This is a genomic window from Pseudomonas mendocina, from assembly GCF_900636545.1.
GTDB lineage: Bacteria > Pseudomonadota > Gammaproteobacteria > Pseudomonadales > Pseudomonadaceae > Aquipseudomonas > Aquipseudomonas mendocina.
Genome location: NZ_LR134290.1, coordinates 2381563 through 2398804, shown reverse-complemented (window position 1 = coordinate 2398804; position 17242 = coordinate 2381563). Strand labels below are relative to the sequence as shown.

Here is a 17242-nt window from a genome sequence, read left to right as displayed (position 1 = left end):
AACGTACCGAGATCGATACGGACGTGGGCAGCATCTATCTGATTCGACATGGCCAGGCCTCATTCGGTGCAGACGACTATGATGTCCTGTCTCCCGTAGGCGTGCGCCAGGCCGAAGTGCTGGGCGAACATCTCGAGCAACTCGGCATCACCCTCGATCGCTGCGTCAGCGGCAGCCTGCGCCGTCAGCAGCACACGGCCAATGCGGCGCTGCAACGCATGAGCAATGCGCCTGCGCTGGATATCGACGAGGCCTTCAACGAATTCGATGCCGACGCGGTGATTCGCACGCTGCTGCCAGACCTGCTGCCGGAAGAACCCGAAGCGCTGCATATCCTGCGCAATGGCGCGCAGAATCGCGCCGAGTTCCAGCGCCTGTTCGCCAAGCTGATCCATCGCTGGATTTCCGGTGAGCATGACAAACCCGGCCTGCAAAGCTGGCAAGCCTACATCGAGCAGGTCGAAGGTGGTCTGCAGCGCATCCTCCAACACGCAGGCAGCAAACAGAACGTTGCCGTATTCACCTCCGGCGGCACCATCACCGCCCTGCTACACCTGATCACCGGAGTGCCTTCGGCAAAGGCCTTCGAACTGAATTGGCAAATCGTCAATACCTCGCTCAGCCAGCTGAAATTCCGTGGCCGTGAGGTGAGTCTGGCTTCCTTCAACAGCCATGTGCATCTACAGCTGCTGAAGGCGCCGGAGCTCATTACCTACCGATGAGCTCCAGCCCACTGCGGCCGCGAGGCTGCGCGAAAAAACCGAGAAAAAGGATAAGACCATGAGTGTTGCTGACATCGCCCAAACCATGCAATCCAAGTTCAACGCCAGCGCCGCTGCCGGCCTGGACCTGGTGTTCCAGTTCAACATCGAAGATGGCGAGAACTACGCGCTGATCGTCAAGGACGGCACCTGCGCCCTCGAGCAAGGCGACAACCCGAACGCCAACGTGACCCTGATCATGGACAGCGAAACCCTCAAGGGCATCGTCAGCGGCGAAACCGACGGCATGCAGGCCTTCATGGCTGGCAAGCTGCGCGCTGAAGGCGACATGATGCTGGCGATGAAGCTGGGCGAACTGTTCCCGGTCTGATCGGCGAACCGAGCGCAAGACACGAAAACCGGAGTCCTGGCACTCCGGTTTTTTATTGCCTGCCATCCATGGCGGCAACCCTTCGGGCCGTCGCTGCGCGACGTTAAAAATTTCTCCTGAAATTTTTTATTGCCTGCGCACAAGCGAAGGTTCAGGTCGAAGATGACTGATCAGGCAGTTTGATCGAGGTGCAACACGCCCGCCTATAACGGCGCGTATTGCTTGTGACAGCTCGGGTGCAGCATTAGATTAGCCAATTATCTAGGGCACCTATCATAAGTAGAAGGGATAAGCATGGCGCTCACTGACCAATCCACCCGCATCCGCACGGGCGAAGAACTCGACGCTGGCGTCATCGATGCCTACCTGAAAGCCAATATCCCGGGCCTGAGCGGCGAAGCGAGAATCAGCCAGTTTCCCGGTGGCGCATCCAACCTGACCTATCTGATCGAATACCCGCAGCAGGAATTCGTCCTGCGCCGCCCGCCATTCGGCCACAAGGCCAAGTCCGCTCACGACATGGGCCGTGAGTACCGCATTCTCAATCAGCTCAATGCCGGCTTTCCCTATTGCCCCAAGGCCTACGTGCACTGCACCGATGAATCGGTGATCGGTGCTGAGTTCTACGTGATGGAGCGGGTCAAGGGCATCATCCTACGCTCGGAAATGCCGGCCGAACTGAACTTCAGCGCCGAGCAGACCACAGCGCTGTGCAAGAGCTTCATCGACAAGCTGGTGGAGTTGCACAACGTCGACTACGACGCCTGCGGCCTGGGTGACCTGGGCAAGCCCGAGGGTTATGTCGCGCGCCAGATCAAGGGCTGGAGCGACCGCTACGAGAAGGCGCTGACACCGGACGCACCGACCTGGGAACCGGTCAAAGCCTGGCTCAACGACAAGATGCCGGCCGACCACCACAAGCCAGGCATCGTGCACAACGACTACCGCTTCGACAACGTGATCCTCGACCCGAACAACCCGATGCAGATCATCGGCGTGCTCGACTGGGAGATGACCACCATCGGCGATCCGCTGATGGATCTGGGCAACACCCTCGCCTATTGGATCGAAGCCGGCGACCCGGCACCAGTGCAGTTGATGCGCCGCCAGCCGAGCAACGCGCCAGGCATGCTCACGCGTCAGCAGTTCGTCAACTACTACGCCGAAAAGGCCGGCATCGCGATCAACAGTTTCGACTTCTACTACACCTACGGCCTGTTCCGCCTGGCCGGCATCGTGCAGCAGATCTACTACCGCTTCTACCATGGCCAGACCCAGGACAAGCGCTTCGCCCAGTTCATTCACATGAACAAGCTGCTGGAGCAGATGTGCCTGCAGGTCATCGGCAAATCCACTCTCTAACCCCGGGGTAATCACAATGTCCAAGACCCAACTGTTCGACCTCGACGGCAAGATCGCCTTCGTCTCCGGCGCCAGCCGCGGCATCGGCGAAGCCATCGCCAAGCTACTGGCGCAGCAAGGCGCTCACGTGATCGTTTCCAGCCGCAAGATCGACGGCTGCCAGGCCGTGGCTGACGCCATCATTGCCGACGGCGGCAAGGCCACTGCCATCGCCTGCCACATTGGCGAGATGGAGCAGATCCAGAGCGTCTTCGCGCAGATCCGCGAGCAGTTCGGCCGCCTCGACATCCTGGTCAACAACGCCGCCACCAACCCGCAGTTCTGCAACGTGCTGGACACCGACCTGGGCGCTTTCCAGAAAACCGTCGACGTGAACATCCGTGGCTACTACTTCATGTCCATCGAAGGCGGCAAGCTGATGAAGGAAAACGGTGGCGGCTCGATCATCAACGTCGCCTCGATCAATGGCGTCTCTCCGGGGGAGTTCCAGGGCATCTACTCGGTGACCAAGGCCGCCGTGATCAGCATGACCAAGGTCTTCGCCAAGGAATGCGCGCAGTTCGGCATTCGCTGCAACGCCCTGCTGCCGGGCCTGACCGACACCAAGTTCGCTTCGGCGCTGACCAAGAACGACGCCATCCTCAAGCACGCCCTGCAGCGCATTCCGCTCAAGCGCGTAGCCGACCCGAGCGAAATGGCCGGCGCCGTGCTGTACCTGGCCAGCGACGCCTCCAGCTATACCACTGGCGTCGCCCTGAACGTGGACGGTGGCTTCCTTTCCTGAGGCCGGATGCCAGAACGACAAAGGCACCTTGTAGGTGCCTTTTTTGTAGGGTGCGCCGTGCGCACCGCCAGTTCACTCGTCCTTATCGGTGCGCAAGGCGCACCCTACAACGACGACAGGCTTCCTGCGCCACTACCAATTCTTGAATGCGGCCTCAGTTGCCGGATTCATCGGTTCGACCAGCAGGCCGGTCGGCGAAGCTTTTTTACCCCTAAGGCCGGCGACAAAGATGGCATCCGTCCTGCCGCCCCCACCGCCGCTACCGGCTTTGTAGGGTGGGCTTCAGCCCACCAATCACTCTCGATGTGGGCTAAAACCCACCCTACATCTACCTGCCTGCTGGCCGCTACCAATCCTTCAGCGCAGCTTCCGCCGCTGAGTTCATTGGCTCGGCAAGCAAACCCGTTGGTGTCAGGCTAACGCTGTAGACCGCGTCAGCGGCAATCGGCAGGTAGGTGACGCGCAACGCCTGCGGATCGAACAGCAGCAAGTCACGCTGATTCAGGCGCAGCCAGCGCCACAGGTCGATGCCATAGGGGCTTTCGGCCAATTGCACGCGGCCATGTTGCGCCAGCGCCTGCTGCTCGATGGCAAGAAAGCGGCCGGACAGGCGCTCCAGGCGATAACCCGGCTCAAGACCGATCAGTCCGGCCAAACCCTTCCAGCGAATCAAACGGCCATCGAGTTGCCACATGTCGCCCTCGAGCGTGACCGTGCGCTCACGACTACCTTCGAGCAGCGTCACCTGATAACGCTGCGGACCGTCGGCCTTGAAACTCAGCGTGACCAGTGGCTTGCCCGCCTGCAGCGGCTCGTAGGCGTACAAGTCGTACGCCACCAGGCCGACCAATCCGGCCAGGGCCAGAAATGCCAGACCACAGGTGCCACGCAACCAACCGAGGAACCAGCCCGTATTGAGCAGAATGCGCAATGCCACCAGCAGCGCCAACACGGCCAACAGCGCCACGGCCCAGGCCAACCCGTCGTATTGCATCGATTGCGTTCCTTCTCTGACGAAATCCCGGCATTATGCGCAGCTCTCCCCACGACGAACAGCCAACAGGCTGCGCACTCGCCCACAAGTCGACACTTTGATATGCCTTTCGCCCTCGAGCTCGCCATTGACCCCAGTACCCTAGCCATTCTCGCCCTGGTCGCCTTCATCGCCGGCTTCATCGACGCCATTGCCGGTGGAGGCGGCCTGCTGACCATTCCGGCTTTGCTGACCGCCGGCTTGCCGCCGCACCTGGTGCTGGGCACCAACAAGCTCTGCGCCACCTTCGGTTCGGGTACCGCTGCCCTGACCTTCTACCGGCGCAAGCTGTTCAACCCCGCACAATGGCGCAATGCCCTGCTGGCGACGCTGATTGGCGCCCTGCTGGGAGCCATCATCGCCCACTGGATGCCGGCCGCCTGGCTCAACCAGATGCTGCCGGTGATCGTCTTCGCCTGCGGCATTTACCTGTTGTTCGGCCGTATGCCGGAGGCGCCAGCCGAACACGACCTGCCGATTGCCCGTGGCCGGCAGTGGCCACAGGGGCTGGGACTGGGGCTCTACGATGGCGTGGCCGGCCCTGGCACCGGCGCATTCTGGACGGTCAGCAGCCTGCTGATGTATCCGCTCGACCTGGTGCGTGCCAGCGGTGTGGCGCGCACCATGAACTTCGTCAGCAACGCGGCAGCGCTTGCGGTGTTCATCGCCTTTGGCCAGGTGGCCTGGGTACTCGGCCTGAGCATGGGCGCGGCCTTGATGGTCGGCGCATTCCTCGGCGCACGCACCGCGATCAAGGGCGGCTCGAAATTCATTCGTCCGGTATTCATCACCGTGGTACTGGCGCTGACCGCCCGCCTGGTCTGGCAGCACTGGTTTGGCTGAATCCGGCGGGCTATCCAGGGTCGCGTAGGAGCGGCTTCAGCCGCGAAATGGTCGGTGAGTTCGCGGCTAAAGCCGCTCCTGCATAAGGCGACTTACACCGGCAGCGTCGGCTCGGGAAGACCCAGGCGCCTGGCAACGTAGAGATCGATCAGATGGCGGGCGATGGACCGCGATGCCGGCAGCGGCGGCAGATCATCGATACGGAACCAGCGCGCATCCTCGATTTCGTCTTCCTGCATGACGATATCGCCACCGGCATATTCGGCATGGAAGCCGAGCATCAGCGAATGTGGGAACGGCCAGCCCTGGCTACCGATGTACTGCAAGCTCTTCACTTCGAGCCCGACTTCCTCGCGCACCTCGCGCGCCACGCAATGTTCAACCGACTCACCGGGTTCGACGAAGCCCGCCAGAGTGCTGTAGACCCCTGTCACGAAACGCGGCGAACGCGCGAGCAGGACTTCATCGCCACGCGTCACCAGCACGATCATGCTCGGCGCCAGGCGCGGATAATGCTGCGATTCGCAGCTGTCACAACGCATGGCCCGCTCGCCAGAAAGCTGCCGGGTCGGCGCACCGCAACTGCCGCAGAAACGATGCTCGGAGTACCAGGTGCCGATCTGCGCGGCGTAGGCGAGCATGCGGAAGGTTTCCGCCTCGCCCTGCAACATGAACTGGCGCAGGCTCTGCCAGTTGCAGCCATCCAGCGCGGCCGACGGTTTGACCTGTACGAGATAGACGGCGTCCTCACCGAAATGGCCAATGCCCTGCTCGCCGATGATCGGCAGATCCTGGCGCTTGATCCAGTCACGCGGGAACAGCACACCATTGCTGTCGGCAAGAAAGTGCTGCTGGCTGTAGAGCAGCGCCCAGCCACCCGGCTGGGCCGGATCGAGGAACGTATTACGCCAGACCATCAGGCAGCCACCGGCATGCCCAGCGCCTTGACGCTCTCTTCGGCAAGGTCGAGCACACTCGGGCGGGTTTCAGGACGCATGACGGCGCCAGCTTCCAGGTAGTACTCCAGGCTGCTGAGCGCATCGGCCAGGGTTTCCAGCATCTGCTCCGAAGGCATCTGCCCTGATTCGAGCATGCGCGTCTGGATGTAGTCGGCGCACGCCCCGACCAGCATCGCGGCGCGGCGCTGCTCGAGGAACCACAGACCACCGCGGACGGCCTGCAGACTGAAAGGCACATTGGACAGGTGCATCTTGTCGCCACCGGATTCCAGATAAGCCGTAATAGCGCGCTTGGCCAGGGCCAGGCCGGCCTGCGCCTCATCGACCACGACGATACGGGCTTCGTTGAGCTGGTGGCTGGCGAAGGAGTCGGCTTCATTGCCGGGCTCGACGGCTGCCGGCCGGGAATCGCGGCCTTCACCCCGCTCCAGACTGGCGACCATACCTTCGACATAGAGCACCGCATCGGCCAGCTTGTGCAATTGTTCCGGCTGCGGTGGCGTGTCTTCATTCCAGGCCGCGACGTGCGGCAACTGCGCACTCAGCGAATTGCCCGCAGAGTTGAGACCGACCATACCGAGAGTCTTGGCCAGCTTGCCCAGCAGCGCATGCAGGGTACCCAGGGTTTCCCCTTGCAAGGTGCCGCGTTCGAGCAGATCGAGCATGTCCTTGACGCTGGCCAGTTCCTCGCGAATCGCCGTGGACAGTGAACGCATCACCGCCTGGCCGGGGCCGGCCAGGCGCTGGTATTCCTCTTCCAGCAGGTGGTCGGTGAATGGCAGCGGCGTGAGGCCGAATACCTCGCGCATGGCGCTGGCGAGTGGTCCGTGGCTGTCTGCCAGCGCAACCAGGTACAGCAGCTCCTTGAGCAGGCTGCGTGGCGCCTCGTACTGAGGGTTGCCGAGCATCAACTTGAGTTCGCGATCGAGCCTTGAGAACAGCTGCTTGCGCGCCTTACGCGGCAACAGCTGGCCATCGCATTGCGCCTCGATGGCCGCCGCGCCGATCCAGCACATGCGCCCTCGCGGCTCGTTGGCGAACAAGCTGTCCAGGCGCGCCATGGCTCGCACCATGAGCTTGAGGCTGGCGTGCGGATTTTGCTCACGAATGAAACCGAGCAAGCCCACCTGATACATATGGCGCAGGCGTTTGCCTTCGGACAGCTTGGCCGCCCCGTCGAGCGCCTGGGTCGCGCTGTGCGGCCGCGCATGGTCAAGGCGCACGCTGAAGAAGAAGCTTTCCGGCAGTGGCTGTTGCACGCCGGCCTGGCGCAGATCGTTGATCGCCGGCAACAGCAGCTCGGGCATTTCCTGGCGATGGGCGTCGACGTTTTCCAGGTAGCGACGCAGCACATGCAGCGCGTTGCTCAGCGCCGCGAGTTGTACATCGCGCTCCTCGCCGGCACCAGCGGGTATGTCGGTGGCCTGGTCGAGCACTTCCTGCGCCAGCAGTTCGGCGCCTGCCAACTCGATCAGATTGAGCGTACCGCGCACCTGGTGCAGGCTCTCCACCGCCTGCTGCAACAGGCTGCCGTTATGCCGCTCGGCGATGAAATGCTCAAGGCTCTGCTCGGCTTCCTCCATGGTCACGAACAGCTCGTCGCGCACCAGGTTCAGCGATGTGGCTCCACTTACCATGCGATAGGCCTCGCAACGAACATCAGCGAATACGGCATCAGTCGGCGAACTCCGGCTTCTGCTTGGTCATGTGCGCTGACATGGCCAGGCGCAGGTCTTCGGATTGGAGCATCGCGGCGTTCCAGGTGGCGATATATTCCAGGCCGTCGTCGACGCGGTGATCGCGCATGTAGCGAATCATTTCCTTGGTACCGCGTACGGCAATCGGCGACTTGGCAGCGATTTGCGCGGCAGTTTCCATTACCCCGGCCAGCAGGGCCTCCTGATCTTCATAGGTGCGGTTGACCAGGCCGATGCGAGCCGCCTCGTGGCCGTCGATGCTGCGTCCGGTGTAAGCCAGCTCACGCATCATGCCGTCGCCGATGATGCTCGGCAGGCGTTGCAGGGTGCCCACATCGGCAGCCATGCCCATATCGATTTCCTTGATCGAGAACTGCGCATCGACAGTGGAATAGCGCATGTCGCAGGCGCTGATCAGATCGATGGCACCACCGATGCAATAACCCTGGATGGCCGCCAGCACCGGCTTGCGGCAGTTGTCGACAGCATTGAAGGAGGCTTGCAGTTCGAGAATCTTGCGACGCAGCGCGGTGGCGTTGCGACCGACGTCCTTGCCCAGTTGGGCGCCGACAGACGCCAGCAGCATCAGGTCAATGCCTGAGGAGAAGTGCTTGCCCGCCCCGGAGAGCACCACCACACGCGCTGCATCGGTGTCGTCGACCCATTGGAATATCTCGATGATCTCACGCCAGAAGTCGGCATTCATGGCGTTAATCTTGTCCGGACGGTTGATCTGCACGTGGGCGATCTTGTCCACCAGCTCGACGCGGAAGGCTTGATAGTCGGACATGGCAGGCATCCTCAGCCGCGGCTTGGCAGCACAGTAATTATTTTGTGATTAATAACCGAGCAACTATAACAAGCGCGCCATAAAAGTCGATGCTTGCCACTGTGACACAGGGCACGCCCCGGCACGTTAGCAACAGCTTTGAATGTCAGAGATAAGAGATTGATCTGTCGAGGATCTTACGCCTCGACAGATTCGCCCACTATTTATTCGACCAGGCAGTCCACGCAGTACTCGCCCGCTTCGGTTTGCAGGCCATGCACGTCGATGTCGAAACCCGGGAAGGCCTGATCGAAGGTTCTGGCGAATGCCAGGTAGTCGAGAATCGAGCGCGTCGCCGCCGTGAAGCGTTCGCCCGGCATGATCAGCGGAATGCCTGGCGGATAAGGCACCAGCATCACTGCAGCGATACGCCCCTGCAACTGATCGATAGGCACCGCCTCCACCTCACCGCGCACCAGCCGGTCATAGGCGTCGGCTGGTTTGATAGCCAGCTCGGGCAACGCTGTGTACATGCTCTTCAGCGCCTTGGCCGTGGCGTTTTCGCGGTAGCAACCGTGCAACGCGTCACACAGGTCACGCAGGCCCATACACTGATAACGCCCACCGCCCGCGTGGGCGATGGAGGGCAACACATCGATCAGCGGCAGGTTGGCATCGTAGCTGCGCTTGAACTCCAGCAACTCGGTCAGCAGCGTGCTCCACTTGCCCTTGGTGATGCCCATGGAGAACAGCACCAGGAAGGAATAAAGGCCGGTCTTTTCCACCACCAGGCCGCGCTCCCAGAGGAACTTGCTGACAACCGCGGCAGGAATGCCCTGCTGCTCCAGCTTGCCGGCGGCATTGAGGCCCGGCATCACCAGCGTGACCTTGATCGGATCGAGCAGCACATAGTCGCTGGCCACTTCGCCGAAGCCATGCCAATCGGCGTCTGGCTGCAGCACCCAGTCTGCGGTGGACAGGCTGTCGGCACCGTCGGCAGCGCCCGGCTGCCAGATACTGAACCACCAGTCCTCGGCGCTCAGGTTACGCCGCACGTTGGCCAAGGCGCGGCGGAAGCTCAGTGCCTCGTCGAAGGTTTCCTGAATCAGCGAACGCCCGGCCGGCCCCTCCATCATCGCCGAGGCCACATCCAGCGAGGCGATGATGCCGTACTGCGGCGAAGTGGAGATGTGCATCATGAAGGCTTCATTGAAGCGATCGCGATCCAGTTGGCGCTGGCCGCCATCCTGCACGTGGATCATCGAAGCCTGGCTGAATGCGGCCAGCAGCTTGTGCGTGGAATGGGTGGTGAACACCAGCGGCGAATGCTCGTCGCATTGGGTGCCCATACCGTAGCGGCCAGCATAGAACTCATGGAAGGCGGCGTAGGCATACCAGGCCTCGTCGAAATGCAGCACTTCCACCGAGTCACCAAGGGCCTGCTTGACCATCTCGGCGTTGTAGCAGAGCCCGTCATAGGTGGAGTTGGTCACTACAGCCAGCTTGACCTTGGGTGCGCGACCCCGTGCCAGCGGGCTGGCGTCGATCTTGGCCTGGATCGACTCACGGCTGAACTCCGAGAGCGGGATCGGCCCGATGATGCCCAGCTCGTTGCGCTCGGGGCACAGGTACAGCGGGATCGCGCCGGTCATGATGATCGAATGCAGGATCGACTTGTGGCAGTTGCGGTCCACCAGTACCAGATCGTCACGCCCGACCATCGAATGCCAGACGATCTTGTTCGCCGTGGACGTGCCGTTGATCACGAAGAAGGTATGGTCGGCGCCGAAGTTGCGCGCGGCACGAGCCTCAGCTTCCGCCAGCGGGCCAGTGTGGTCGAGCAGCGAACCCAGCTCCGGCACAGAGACCGACAGGTCCGAGCGCAGGGTGTTTTCACCAAAGAACTGGTGGAAAGCCTGGCCGACCGGACTCTTGCGATAGGCCACACCACCGCCATGACCCGGCGTATGCCAGGAATAGTTGGATTGCGCGGTGTGTTGCACCAATGCCTTGAAGAAGGGCGGCAGCAGACCATCAAGGTAATTGTGCGCCGCCCGCGCAACCTGCCGGGCCAGAAAGGACACGGTGTCTTCGTAGAGATAGAGGATGCCGCGCAGGTGGTTGAGATCGGCCATGGCCTCGGCAGGCGCGTTCTCGATGGTGACCTGCTCGCCCAGGGCGAAGATCGGCAATTGTGGCGCCCTCACCCGGGCCACACGGATCAGCTCGACCATGTCCTGCAGCAGGCGGCTGTTCTCCCCCGCTCCCTCGGCGGCCACCAGAATGCAGGCCAGACCGTGATGGGTGGAGGCGACGATGCGCCCCTCGGCGGCGCTCGCCGTGGGCAGGATGCTGAATCCGTCCTGAGTGAGCTCCTGCGCGATGGCGCGCACGCGATCACCGGCCACGGTATCGGCCTTGATATCGCGGTGCACGATTAGGACGGGAAACTTGAGATCTTTATACATTGTGGCGTCCTGAAGGCTGGCAGGCTGGGCCTGCCCATCACTTCAGGTTAGAGGCTCGCCCTGATCGGCGGAACCCCCCTGTGCATCACGCTATAACAAAAGGTCGCAATTGCGCTGTTCGGTTATTCCGGCGACTTTTCCAGCTGAGCCCACAGCGATGGACCGCCAGCGGATTTCTCGATCACGGCCAGGCGCGCCATATGGGCCGCGAGCTCTTCCTCACTGGCACGAATGACGCGAGTGCGCGCACGCGAAGGGTCCAGGCGGCGAATCGGCGTAGCCTGCTGGCGCCCGCTGCCATCGCCGTCAGCACCATCACCCGCCAGGGAGAGATTGGTCTGCCCTCCCGTCATCGCTAGGTAGACGTCGGCAAGAATCTCCGAGTCGAGCAAGGCGCCGTGCAGTTCGCGGTTGGAGTTGTCGACGCCGTAACGCTTGCACAGCGCGTCGAGACTGTTGCGCTGCCCCGGATGGCGTTCGCGGGCCATCATCAGGGTATCGAGTACCGAGCAATAGTCACTGACGTCGGCGCGTTCGCTCTGTCCCAGCAGGGCGAACTCGTTGTTGATGAAGCCAACGTCGAACGCCGCGTTGTGAATGATCAGTTGGGCGCCCTTGATGAACTCGTAGAATTCATCGGCGACCTCCCGGAAGCGCGGTTTGTCGGCCACGTATTCGTTGGTAATGCCGTGAACCGCGATGGCGCCTTCGTCGATCTCGCGATCAGGGTTGAGATAGACATGGAAATGACGCCCGGTCAGGCGGCGCCCCAACAACTCGACACAACCGATCTCGATGATGCGGTGCCCGTCGGTGACCGGCATACCCGTGGTTTCGGTATCCAGCACCACATAGCGCTTGACGGTATTCTCGGTTGTCACGCCTTGCCTCTCCAATCTATTCGGGTTGTCGCACATTCAAGCGCGGCATATTAACTCATGTGACCTAACGCGCCGAACGCACCTCGTCGACCCCACGATTGGCCAACTGGTCCGCTCGTTCGTTGCCGGGGTGGCCGGTATGGCCACGCACCCACTGCCAGCTCACCTGATGACGATTTACTTCCTCGTCCAGCTTCTGCCAGAGGTCGGCATTTTTCACTGGTTCTTTCGAAGCCGTCTTCCAGCCGCGCTTCTTCCAGTTCGGCAGCCATTCCTGAATACCCTTCATCACGTACTGCGAGTCGGTCACCAACTTGACCGAACAGGGCCGGGTCAATGCGATCAGGCCGGCGATCGCCGCCATCAGTTCCATGCGATTGTTAGTGGTATTCGGGTCACCGCCCCACAATTCCTTTTCCACGCCTTTGTAGACCAACAGCGCCCCCCAGCCTCCGGGGCCAGGATTACCCTTGCAGGCGCCGTCGGTGTAGATCACCACTTCATCGGTTTCGGACATTCATAAACTCTGTACAGATTTGACGGGCCTGGGCATGGCCTTTAGTTGTCGACGTCTCGCCGACTGATCTTGGCCACCGGCATCGGCAGCAACTTGCCCATTGGCTCACGGCGCGACTGCCGCAAGGGGCGCAGGCCGACCACCAGTTTGCGCGCCACCAACAGGTAGAAGCCGGCACCCGGCAACTGCCAGGCATCGCCCCAGCTTTCCATTCGCCGCAGGCGCATTTGCCAGGCCAGCGAAGCGAGCGGCGGACGATAGCACCCGAAGCGACGTTTCTCCAACGCGAAGCCCAGCAGGCTCAGCCAGTCACCGACACGACTGGGTGCAATGCAGCGCGCCCTGGCCAGGCCATCCTGAGCGAACAGGCGGCGCACACCCCAGGTGCTCCAGGGATGGATACCCAGGACCAACAGATGTCCGCCAGGCCTGACGCTGCGGGCCGCCTCACGCAACAGACCATGCGGTGACAGACTGAAATCGAGGCCGTGCTGCAGCACCACCACATCGGCAGCGTGCTCGCCGAGGGGCCAGGATTGTTCTTCACAGACGATCTGCACCCCCGGCATCGGCGCGCCAAGGCGAACGTTGTGCTGGATCTGACCGGCCTTGGGCGGGCCCTCGGCGCCTGGGCCAAAGCTCACCAGATAACCGCCGAAGAAACGTGCCAACTCTTCCTCCAGCAAGCGTCGTTCTTCCTCGAGCAACAGTTGCCCAAGCGGCCCGGCTAGCCAGTTGCGCGCCTCGCCGACGAGCTTGAGCCACTCCGGGTCAGCCTGGGCGAATGCCTCATCAGTCATCGCTGCCTCCGCATGACAGGTTCTGCATGTCGTGTCTAAGATGCACCTTTATCAACAGCTTAGCGACCCGCAATGATTCAGATCGACGCGTTGCCCGCCTTCAATGACAACTATATCTGGCTGCTGCAGGATACCGACACCAGGCGCTGCGCCGTGGTCGACCCCGGTGATGCAGCGCCGGTGCAGGCCTGGCTGGAGGCTCACCCGCAGTGGCAGCTCAGCGATATCCTGATCACCCACCATCACTTCGATCATGTCGGCGGCGTCGAGAAGCTGAAGAGCGCCACTGGCGCACGTGTTGCCGGCCCGGCGGCAGAAAAGATTCCGGCTCGCGACCTCGACCTGAACGACAACGATGAGATCGTCGTGCTCGGTCTGCGTTTCCAGGTCATGGCCGTGCCGGGCCACACGCTCGGCCACATCGCCTACTATGATGGCGAACAAAACCTGCTGTTCTGCGGAGACACGCTGTTCGCTGGTGGTTGCGGTCGCCTGTTCGAGGGCACGCCGCAGCAGATGCACCAGTCACTGAGCCGCCTGGCAGCCTTGCCCGCCCGCACAAAGGTGTACTGCACCCATGAATACACCTTGAGCAACCTGCGCTTCGCCCACGCCGTCGAGCCAGACAATTTACGCCTGAGCGAACGCCTGGCCGAAGTGACTCGCTGGCGTGCGGAAGGCCGTATCAGCCTGCCATCGAACATCGAACTGGAGCTGGCGACCAATCCGTTCCTGCGCACCCGCGAGCCCTCGATCATCGCTGCGGCAAAAGGACGCGAAAACGGGCAATCGAGCGAACCGAGCGCGATATTCGCCAGCCTACGCACCTGGAAGGACAGTTTCTAAGCCCTGGAAAAGCCTGGTCCAAGGGTCGCTGGAGAACTGCTGAACAGCGCTTTCGACAGATTCTTCCCGACATGGATACAGGTCACAAAAGACTGGCGAAAACTTGACCACCCCCGCTTCGGTTTCTAGAATCGCCCGACCTTTTCGCCGGGACAACCACCGAACCCAATGCCTTTATCATCACGCAAGCCATTGAATATAAAGGCATTGGTGCGCGGCGTTCGAGCGCTCGCGGTGATGTGCAGCATAGCCCTGGCCGGCTGTCAGAGCCTACCCAGCGACACCCCGGACCGCTCGACAGACACCTCTCGCGCCGTGGGCCTTGAGCGTGAGCCAGAGTGGCTCAGCAGCCAGATCAAACCACGTGAGTACAGCGATATCTGGGAGCGCATGCGCGACGGTTTCAAGCTGCAGGACGAAATCGGCATCAACCCGCGCATCGAACGCGTACGCCTGTGGTACGCCAGCAACCCGAAGCACGTCGACACTGTCAGCGAGCGCAGCGCTCCTTATATTCACTACATCGTCGAACGCCTGGCCGAACGTGACATGCCGATGGAGCTCGCGCTGCTGCCGGTGATCGAGAGTGCCTACGACCCGCTGGCCTACTCCTCGGCACACGCCGTTGGCCTGTGGCAGTTCATTCCCTCCACCGGCCGCCATTACAACCTGCGCCAGACCAACTGGTACGACGGCCGACGCGACGTTACAGCCTCGACCCAGGCCGCGCTCAACTACCTGAGCCGTCTGCACGAGATGTTCAACGGCGACTGGCTGCTCGCCCTGGCTGCCTACAATGCCGGCGAAGGCCGCATCAGCCGCGCCATCGAACGCAACGAGAAGCTCGGCCTGCCCAGCGACTACTGGAACCTGTCGCTGCCCAAGGAAACCGAAGACTACGTCCCCAAGCTGCTGGCACTGTCGCAAGTAATCCTGACGCCGGAAGCCTACGGTGTGAGCCTTTCACCCATTGCCAACGAGCCCTACTTCGAGCAGATCGCGATCAAGCAGCACATGGACCTGGCCCGCGTCGCCAAGTTGGCCGACCTGGATGAACAGGAACTGCTACAGCTCAACCCCGCCTACAAACGCGGCATCACCCTCGACGGCCCGCAGCATCTGCTGGTGCCAACCGAGAAAGCAGAACTGCTGAGCGCCAACCTGGCCCTGATGAAACCGCAGGAACTGGTCGACTGGCAAAGCTACACCGTACGCTCCGGCGACAGCTTGCATGCCATCGCCAACCGCCATCATCTGTCGGTGAACATGCTCAAGGACGTCAACCGTCTGAGCAGCAACAACCTGAGCATCGGCCAGGTGCTGACCATACCTGCCAAACCCGGCACGGCGCCAAACGAGCCGCTGTATCAACAGCGCAGCACCACGCAGAGCGTCGCCAGTCGCACCTACCGCGTGCAGAATGGCGACAACCTCTGGCAAATCGCCCGTAACAATCAGGTTGCCGTGCATGACCTGAAACGCTGGAACAAGCTGCAAGGCAATCAGTTAAAAGTCGGCCAGGTGCTCACACTGGCGGCCGCTGATAGCTCCCCTCAGGTTGCCGGCAATGGGCGCAGCACCACCAGCTCGCGGGACAAGGCCACCTACTATCGCGTGCAGCACGGCGACTCGCTGTACGTGATTGCCAAGCGCTTCAAGATCGACCTGAAACGTCTGCAAGCCTGGAATCCACGCAGTAGCACGCTGCGCCCCGGGCAAATGCTGACACTCTATCTACCCTGATCAGCGCTTGCTGATGGCCTCCAGGCAGCGCCCGGTGAGCTGGGTGAAGCGCTGAAAGGCGACGAACTGCTCATGCCGTAGCGCTCGCCCCGACAAACGACTGTCGGCATAAAGCACGCCGATCTCACGTGTACCCGCAATGATCGGCGCGATGAAGAACATGCCATTGCCCAGACTGCGACGGATCGGCTGGGTCACCAGCTCGGCGAGGTTGTAGCTGGCAGGCACACCCATCCAGATCGCTTCACGATGGCGCAGCGCATAGCTGAAGATGTGCGGCTGCTCCGCCTGCTCGGCCGGCAAGACAAAATCCTGCAGCCACTGCTCGCTCTTGTCGCCAACCACGCGCTTGACGCGAAAGCGGCTTTGCCCATCGGCCAGCACCGTTAGCATCACCCGTTCCAGTCCAGCGCCACGGTGCAGGCCCTTGAGCAAGGTATCGAGCACCAGACCGACATCGGCCCGGGCGCTGATCATCAGGCCGAGATCCTGTAGCGCCTGCTGCATCACCAGCAGATCGGGCTGCAGCAGACGCGCCTTGCGCTCTTCCTGCTGCAGGCGAATCTGCTCGGGATCGGTATTGGGGATAAGCCGGCATAGCTTGCTGGCACCGAAGGTCGAGGCGACCTTCACCGCCTCGTCGGCGCTGGCCAGCACCTGCTGCAGCGCGTCCTCGGGACTGAGATCGACGAATGCCGCCATCTTCGCCAGCACCGCCTCCATCTCCGGCGACTCCCAGCCCTGCAAAGCGGCCTCGCTGATACGCACACCCAACTGCACGGCGTACGCCGCCGGGTCATGTTGATTGACGCCAGCATGGGCCAGACTGACGGTCTCACCGAGATTCCAGCTCTTTACCAGCCCCTGGGTCAGTTGACGGAAGCTGGTGCCGAGCACCTCGCGTACTGCCTCATCGACCTCTACTCCCGGTTGCGCCAGAGCTGCAGCCAGCTCGTCTGCCTGCTCGCCGCCACAGCCCCAGAACGCCAGCTCGCCCAGATGATGAAGCAAGGCGGCGATGAACACCTCCTCGGCATGCTTGGAGAGCACGTAACCGGCGATGTTGCGCGCCTGTACTGCAGCGTGGAAGGAGCGCGCGAGCAGCTCCTGCAATTGTTCGCGCGGTGCCCGGGTGAGCAACCCATCGATCAGGCTTACCGACAGGCCAATCAGGCGCACGTTGTCGAAGCCGATCAGCACGATGGCTCGCGAGATGGTCTTGATGGTTTCCTGGGACGGGTTGTAGTAGACGCTGTTTCCGACCCGCAGCACCTTGCTGGTCAGTGCCGCATCACGCAGCAACACATCAGCCAATTGCTGCACCGAAGCAGAATCCTGCTGTGCAAGGCGCTGCAGATCCTGCACCACGGCAGCCAGTGCGGGCAGTTCGGCTTGGTTAAGGCGATCGATCCATGACTGCAAACCATGGCTTCGTTCCGACAATTTCG

General features: G+C 61.9%; 16 protein-coding genes. 7 read left to right on the top strand and 9 right to left on the bottom strand.

Going from position 1 to position 17242, the window contains the following annotated elements:
- Positions 1-23 precede the first annotated feature (23 nt).
- From EL191_RS11030 to EL191_RS11015, 4 genes are all read left to right on the top strand, one after another.
- Positions 24-722 carry a histidine phosphatase family protein gene (locus tag EL191_RS11030; protein ID WP_041769432.1) on the top strand — a complete coding sequence of 233 codons (699 nt, stop codon included), beginning with the start codon at positions 24-26 and terminating at the stop codon, positions 720-722.
- 58 nt (positions 723-780) lie between these two features.
- On the top strand, positions 781-1092 hold the full coding sequence (locus EL191_RS11025; protein WP_003459932.1) for an SCP2 sterol-binding domain-containing protein: 312 nt from the start codon (positions 781-783) through the stop codon (positions 1090-1092).
- A 294-nt stretch (positions 1093-1386) separates the two neighbouring features.
- The gene (locus EL191_RS11020) at positions 1387-2454 is read left to right on the top strand and encodes a phosphotransferase family protein (protein ID WP_041979513.1); all 1068 of its coding nucleotides are present in this window, start codon (positions 1387-1389) and stop codon (positions 2452-2454) included.
- Between the two features lie 16 nt (positions 2455-2470).
- Positions 2471-3238 (top strand): SDR family oxidoreductase, encoded by a 768-nt coding sequence (locus tag EL191_RS11015; RefSeq protein ID WP_041979515.1) that lies wholly within the window; start codon positions 2471-2473, stop codon positions 3236-3238.
- Positions 3239-3584: 346 nt separating this feature from the next.
- Here the strand turns inward: EL191_RS11015 and EL191_RS11010 are convergent, their stop codons facing one another.
- Positions 3585-4232, bottom strand: a complete 648-nt coding sequence (locus EL191_RS11010; protein WP_041979516.1) for a membrane protein — start codon at positions 4230-4232, stop codon at positions 3585-3587.
- A 102-nt stretch (positions 4233-4334) separates the two neighbouring features.
- Here EL191_RS11010 and EL191_RS11005 point away from each other — a divergent pair, with 102 nt between their 5' ends.
- A complete protein-coding gene (locus tag EL191_RS11005) occupies positions 4335-5114 on the top strand; it encodes a TSUP family transporter (protein WP_041979518.1) in 780 nt (259 codons plus the stop codon).
- Between the two features lie 92 nt (positions 5115-5206).
- Here EL191_RS11005 and nudC read toward each other — a convergent pair whose 3' ends face one another.
- From nudC to EL191_RS10970, 7 genes are all read right to left on the bottom strand, one after another.
- The gene (nudC, locus tag EL191_RS11000; RefSeq protein WP_013715348.1) at positions 5207-6031 is read right to left on the bottom strand and encodes an NAD(+) diphosphatase; all 825 of its coding nucleotides are present in this window, start codon (positions 6029-6031) and stop codon (positions 5207-5209) included.
- Positions 6031-7710, bottom strand: coding sequence for a hypothetical protein (locus EL191_RS10995; RefSeq protein WP_041979519.1), 1680 nt, complete (start codon positions 7708-7710; stop codon positions 6031-6033). The genes nudC and EL191_RS10995 overlap by 1 nt, the downstream gene beginning before the upstream one ends.
- Positions 7711-7747: 37 nt before the next feature.
- On the bottom strand, positions 7748-8560 hold the full coding sequence (locus EL191_RS10990) for a crotonase/enoyl-CoA hydratase family protein (RefSeq protein WP_041979522.1): 813 nt from the start codon (positions 8558-8560) through the stop codon (positions 7748-7750).
- A gap of 203 nt (positions 8561-8763) precedes the next feature.
- Positions 8764-11007: an Orn/Lys/Arg family decarboxylase gene (locus tag EL191_RS10985; RefSeq protein WP_041979524.1), complete on the bottom strand. Its 2244-nt coding sequence runs from the start codon at positions 11005-11007 to the stop codon at positions 8764-8766.
- 122 nt (positions 11008-11129) lie between these two features.
- A complete protein-coding gene (gene dnaQ, locus EL191_RS10980) occupies positions 11130-11924 on the bottom strand; it encodes a DNA polymerase III subunit epsilon (RefSeq protein ID WP_041979525.1) in 795 nt (264 codons plus the stop codon).
- Between the two features lie 28 nt (positions 11925-11952).
- On the bottom strand, positions 11953-12405 hold the full coding sequence (rnhA, locus tag EL191_RS10975) for a ribonuclease HI (protein WP_013715343.1): 453 nt from the start codon (positions 12403-12405) through the stop codon (positions 11953-11955).
- 41 nt (positions 12406-12446) lie between these two features.
- Positions 12447-13205, bottom strand: coding sequence for a class I SAM-dependent methyltransferase (locus EL191_RS10970; protein ID WP_017360749.1), 759 nt, complete (start codon positions 13203-13205; stop codon positions 12447-12449).
- A 72-nt stretch (positions 13206-13277) separates the two neighbouring features.
- Between EL191_RS10970 and gloB the strand changes: the two genes are divergently transcribed.
- Both gloB and EL191_RS10960 read left to right on the top strand, forming a co-directional pair.
- Positions 13278-14051 carry a hydroxyacylglutathione hydrolase gene (gloB, locus tag EL191_RS10965; RefSeq protein WP_017360748.1) on the top strand — a complete coding sequence of 258 codons (774 nt, stop codon included), beginning with the start codon at positions 13278-13280 and terminating at the stop codon, positions 14049-14051.
- Between the two features lie 168 nt (positions 14052-14219).
- Complete coding sequence (locus EL191_RS10960) at positions 14220-15794, top strand: lytic transglycosylase domain-containing protein (protein WP_041979527.1); 1575 nt, start codon at positions 14220-14222, stop codon at positions 15792-15794.
- Here the strand turns inward: EL191_RS10960 and EL191_RS10955 are convergent, their stop codons facing one another.
- Positions 15795-17216, bottom strand: coding sequence for an HDOD domain-containing protein (locus tag EL191_RS10955; RefSeq protein WP_013715339.1), 1422 nt, complete (start codon positions 17214-17216; stop codon positions 15795-15797).
- Positions 17217-17242: the final 26 nt, after the last annotated feature.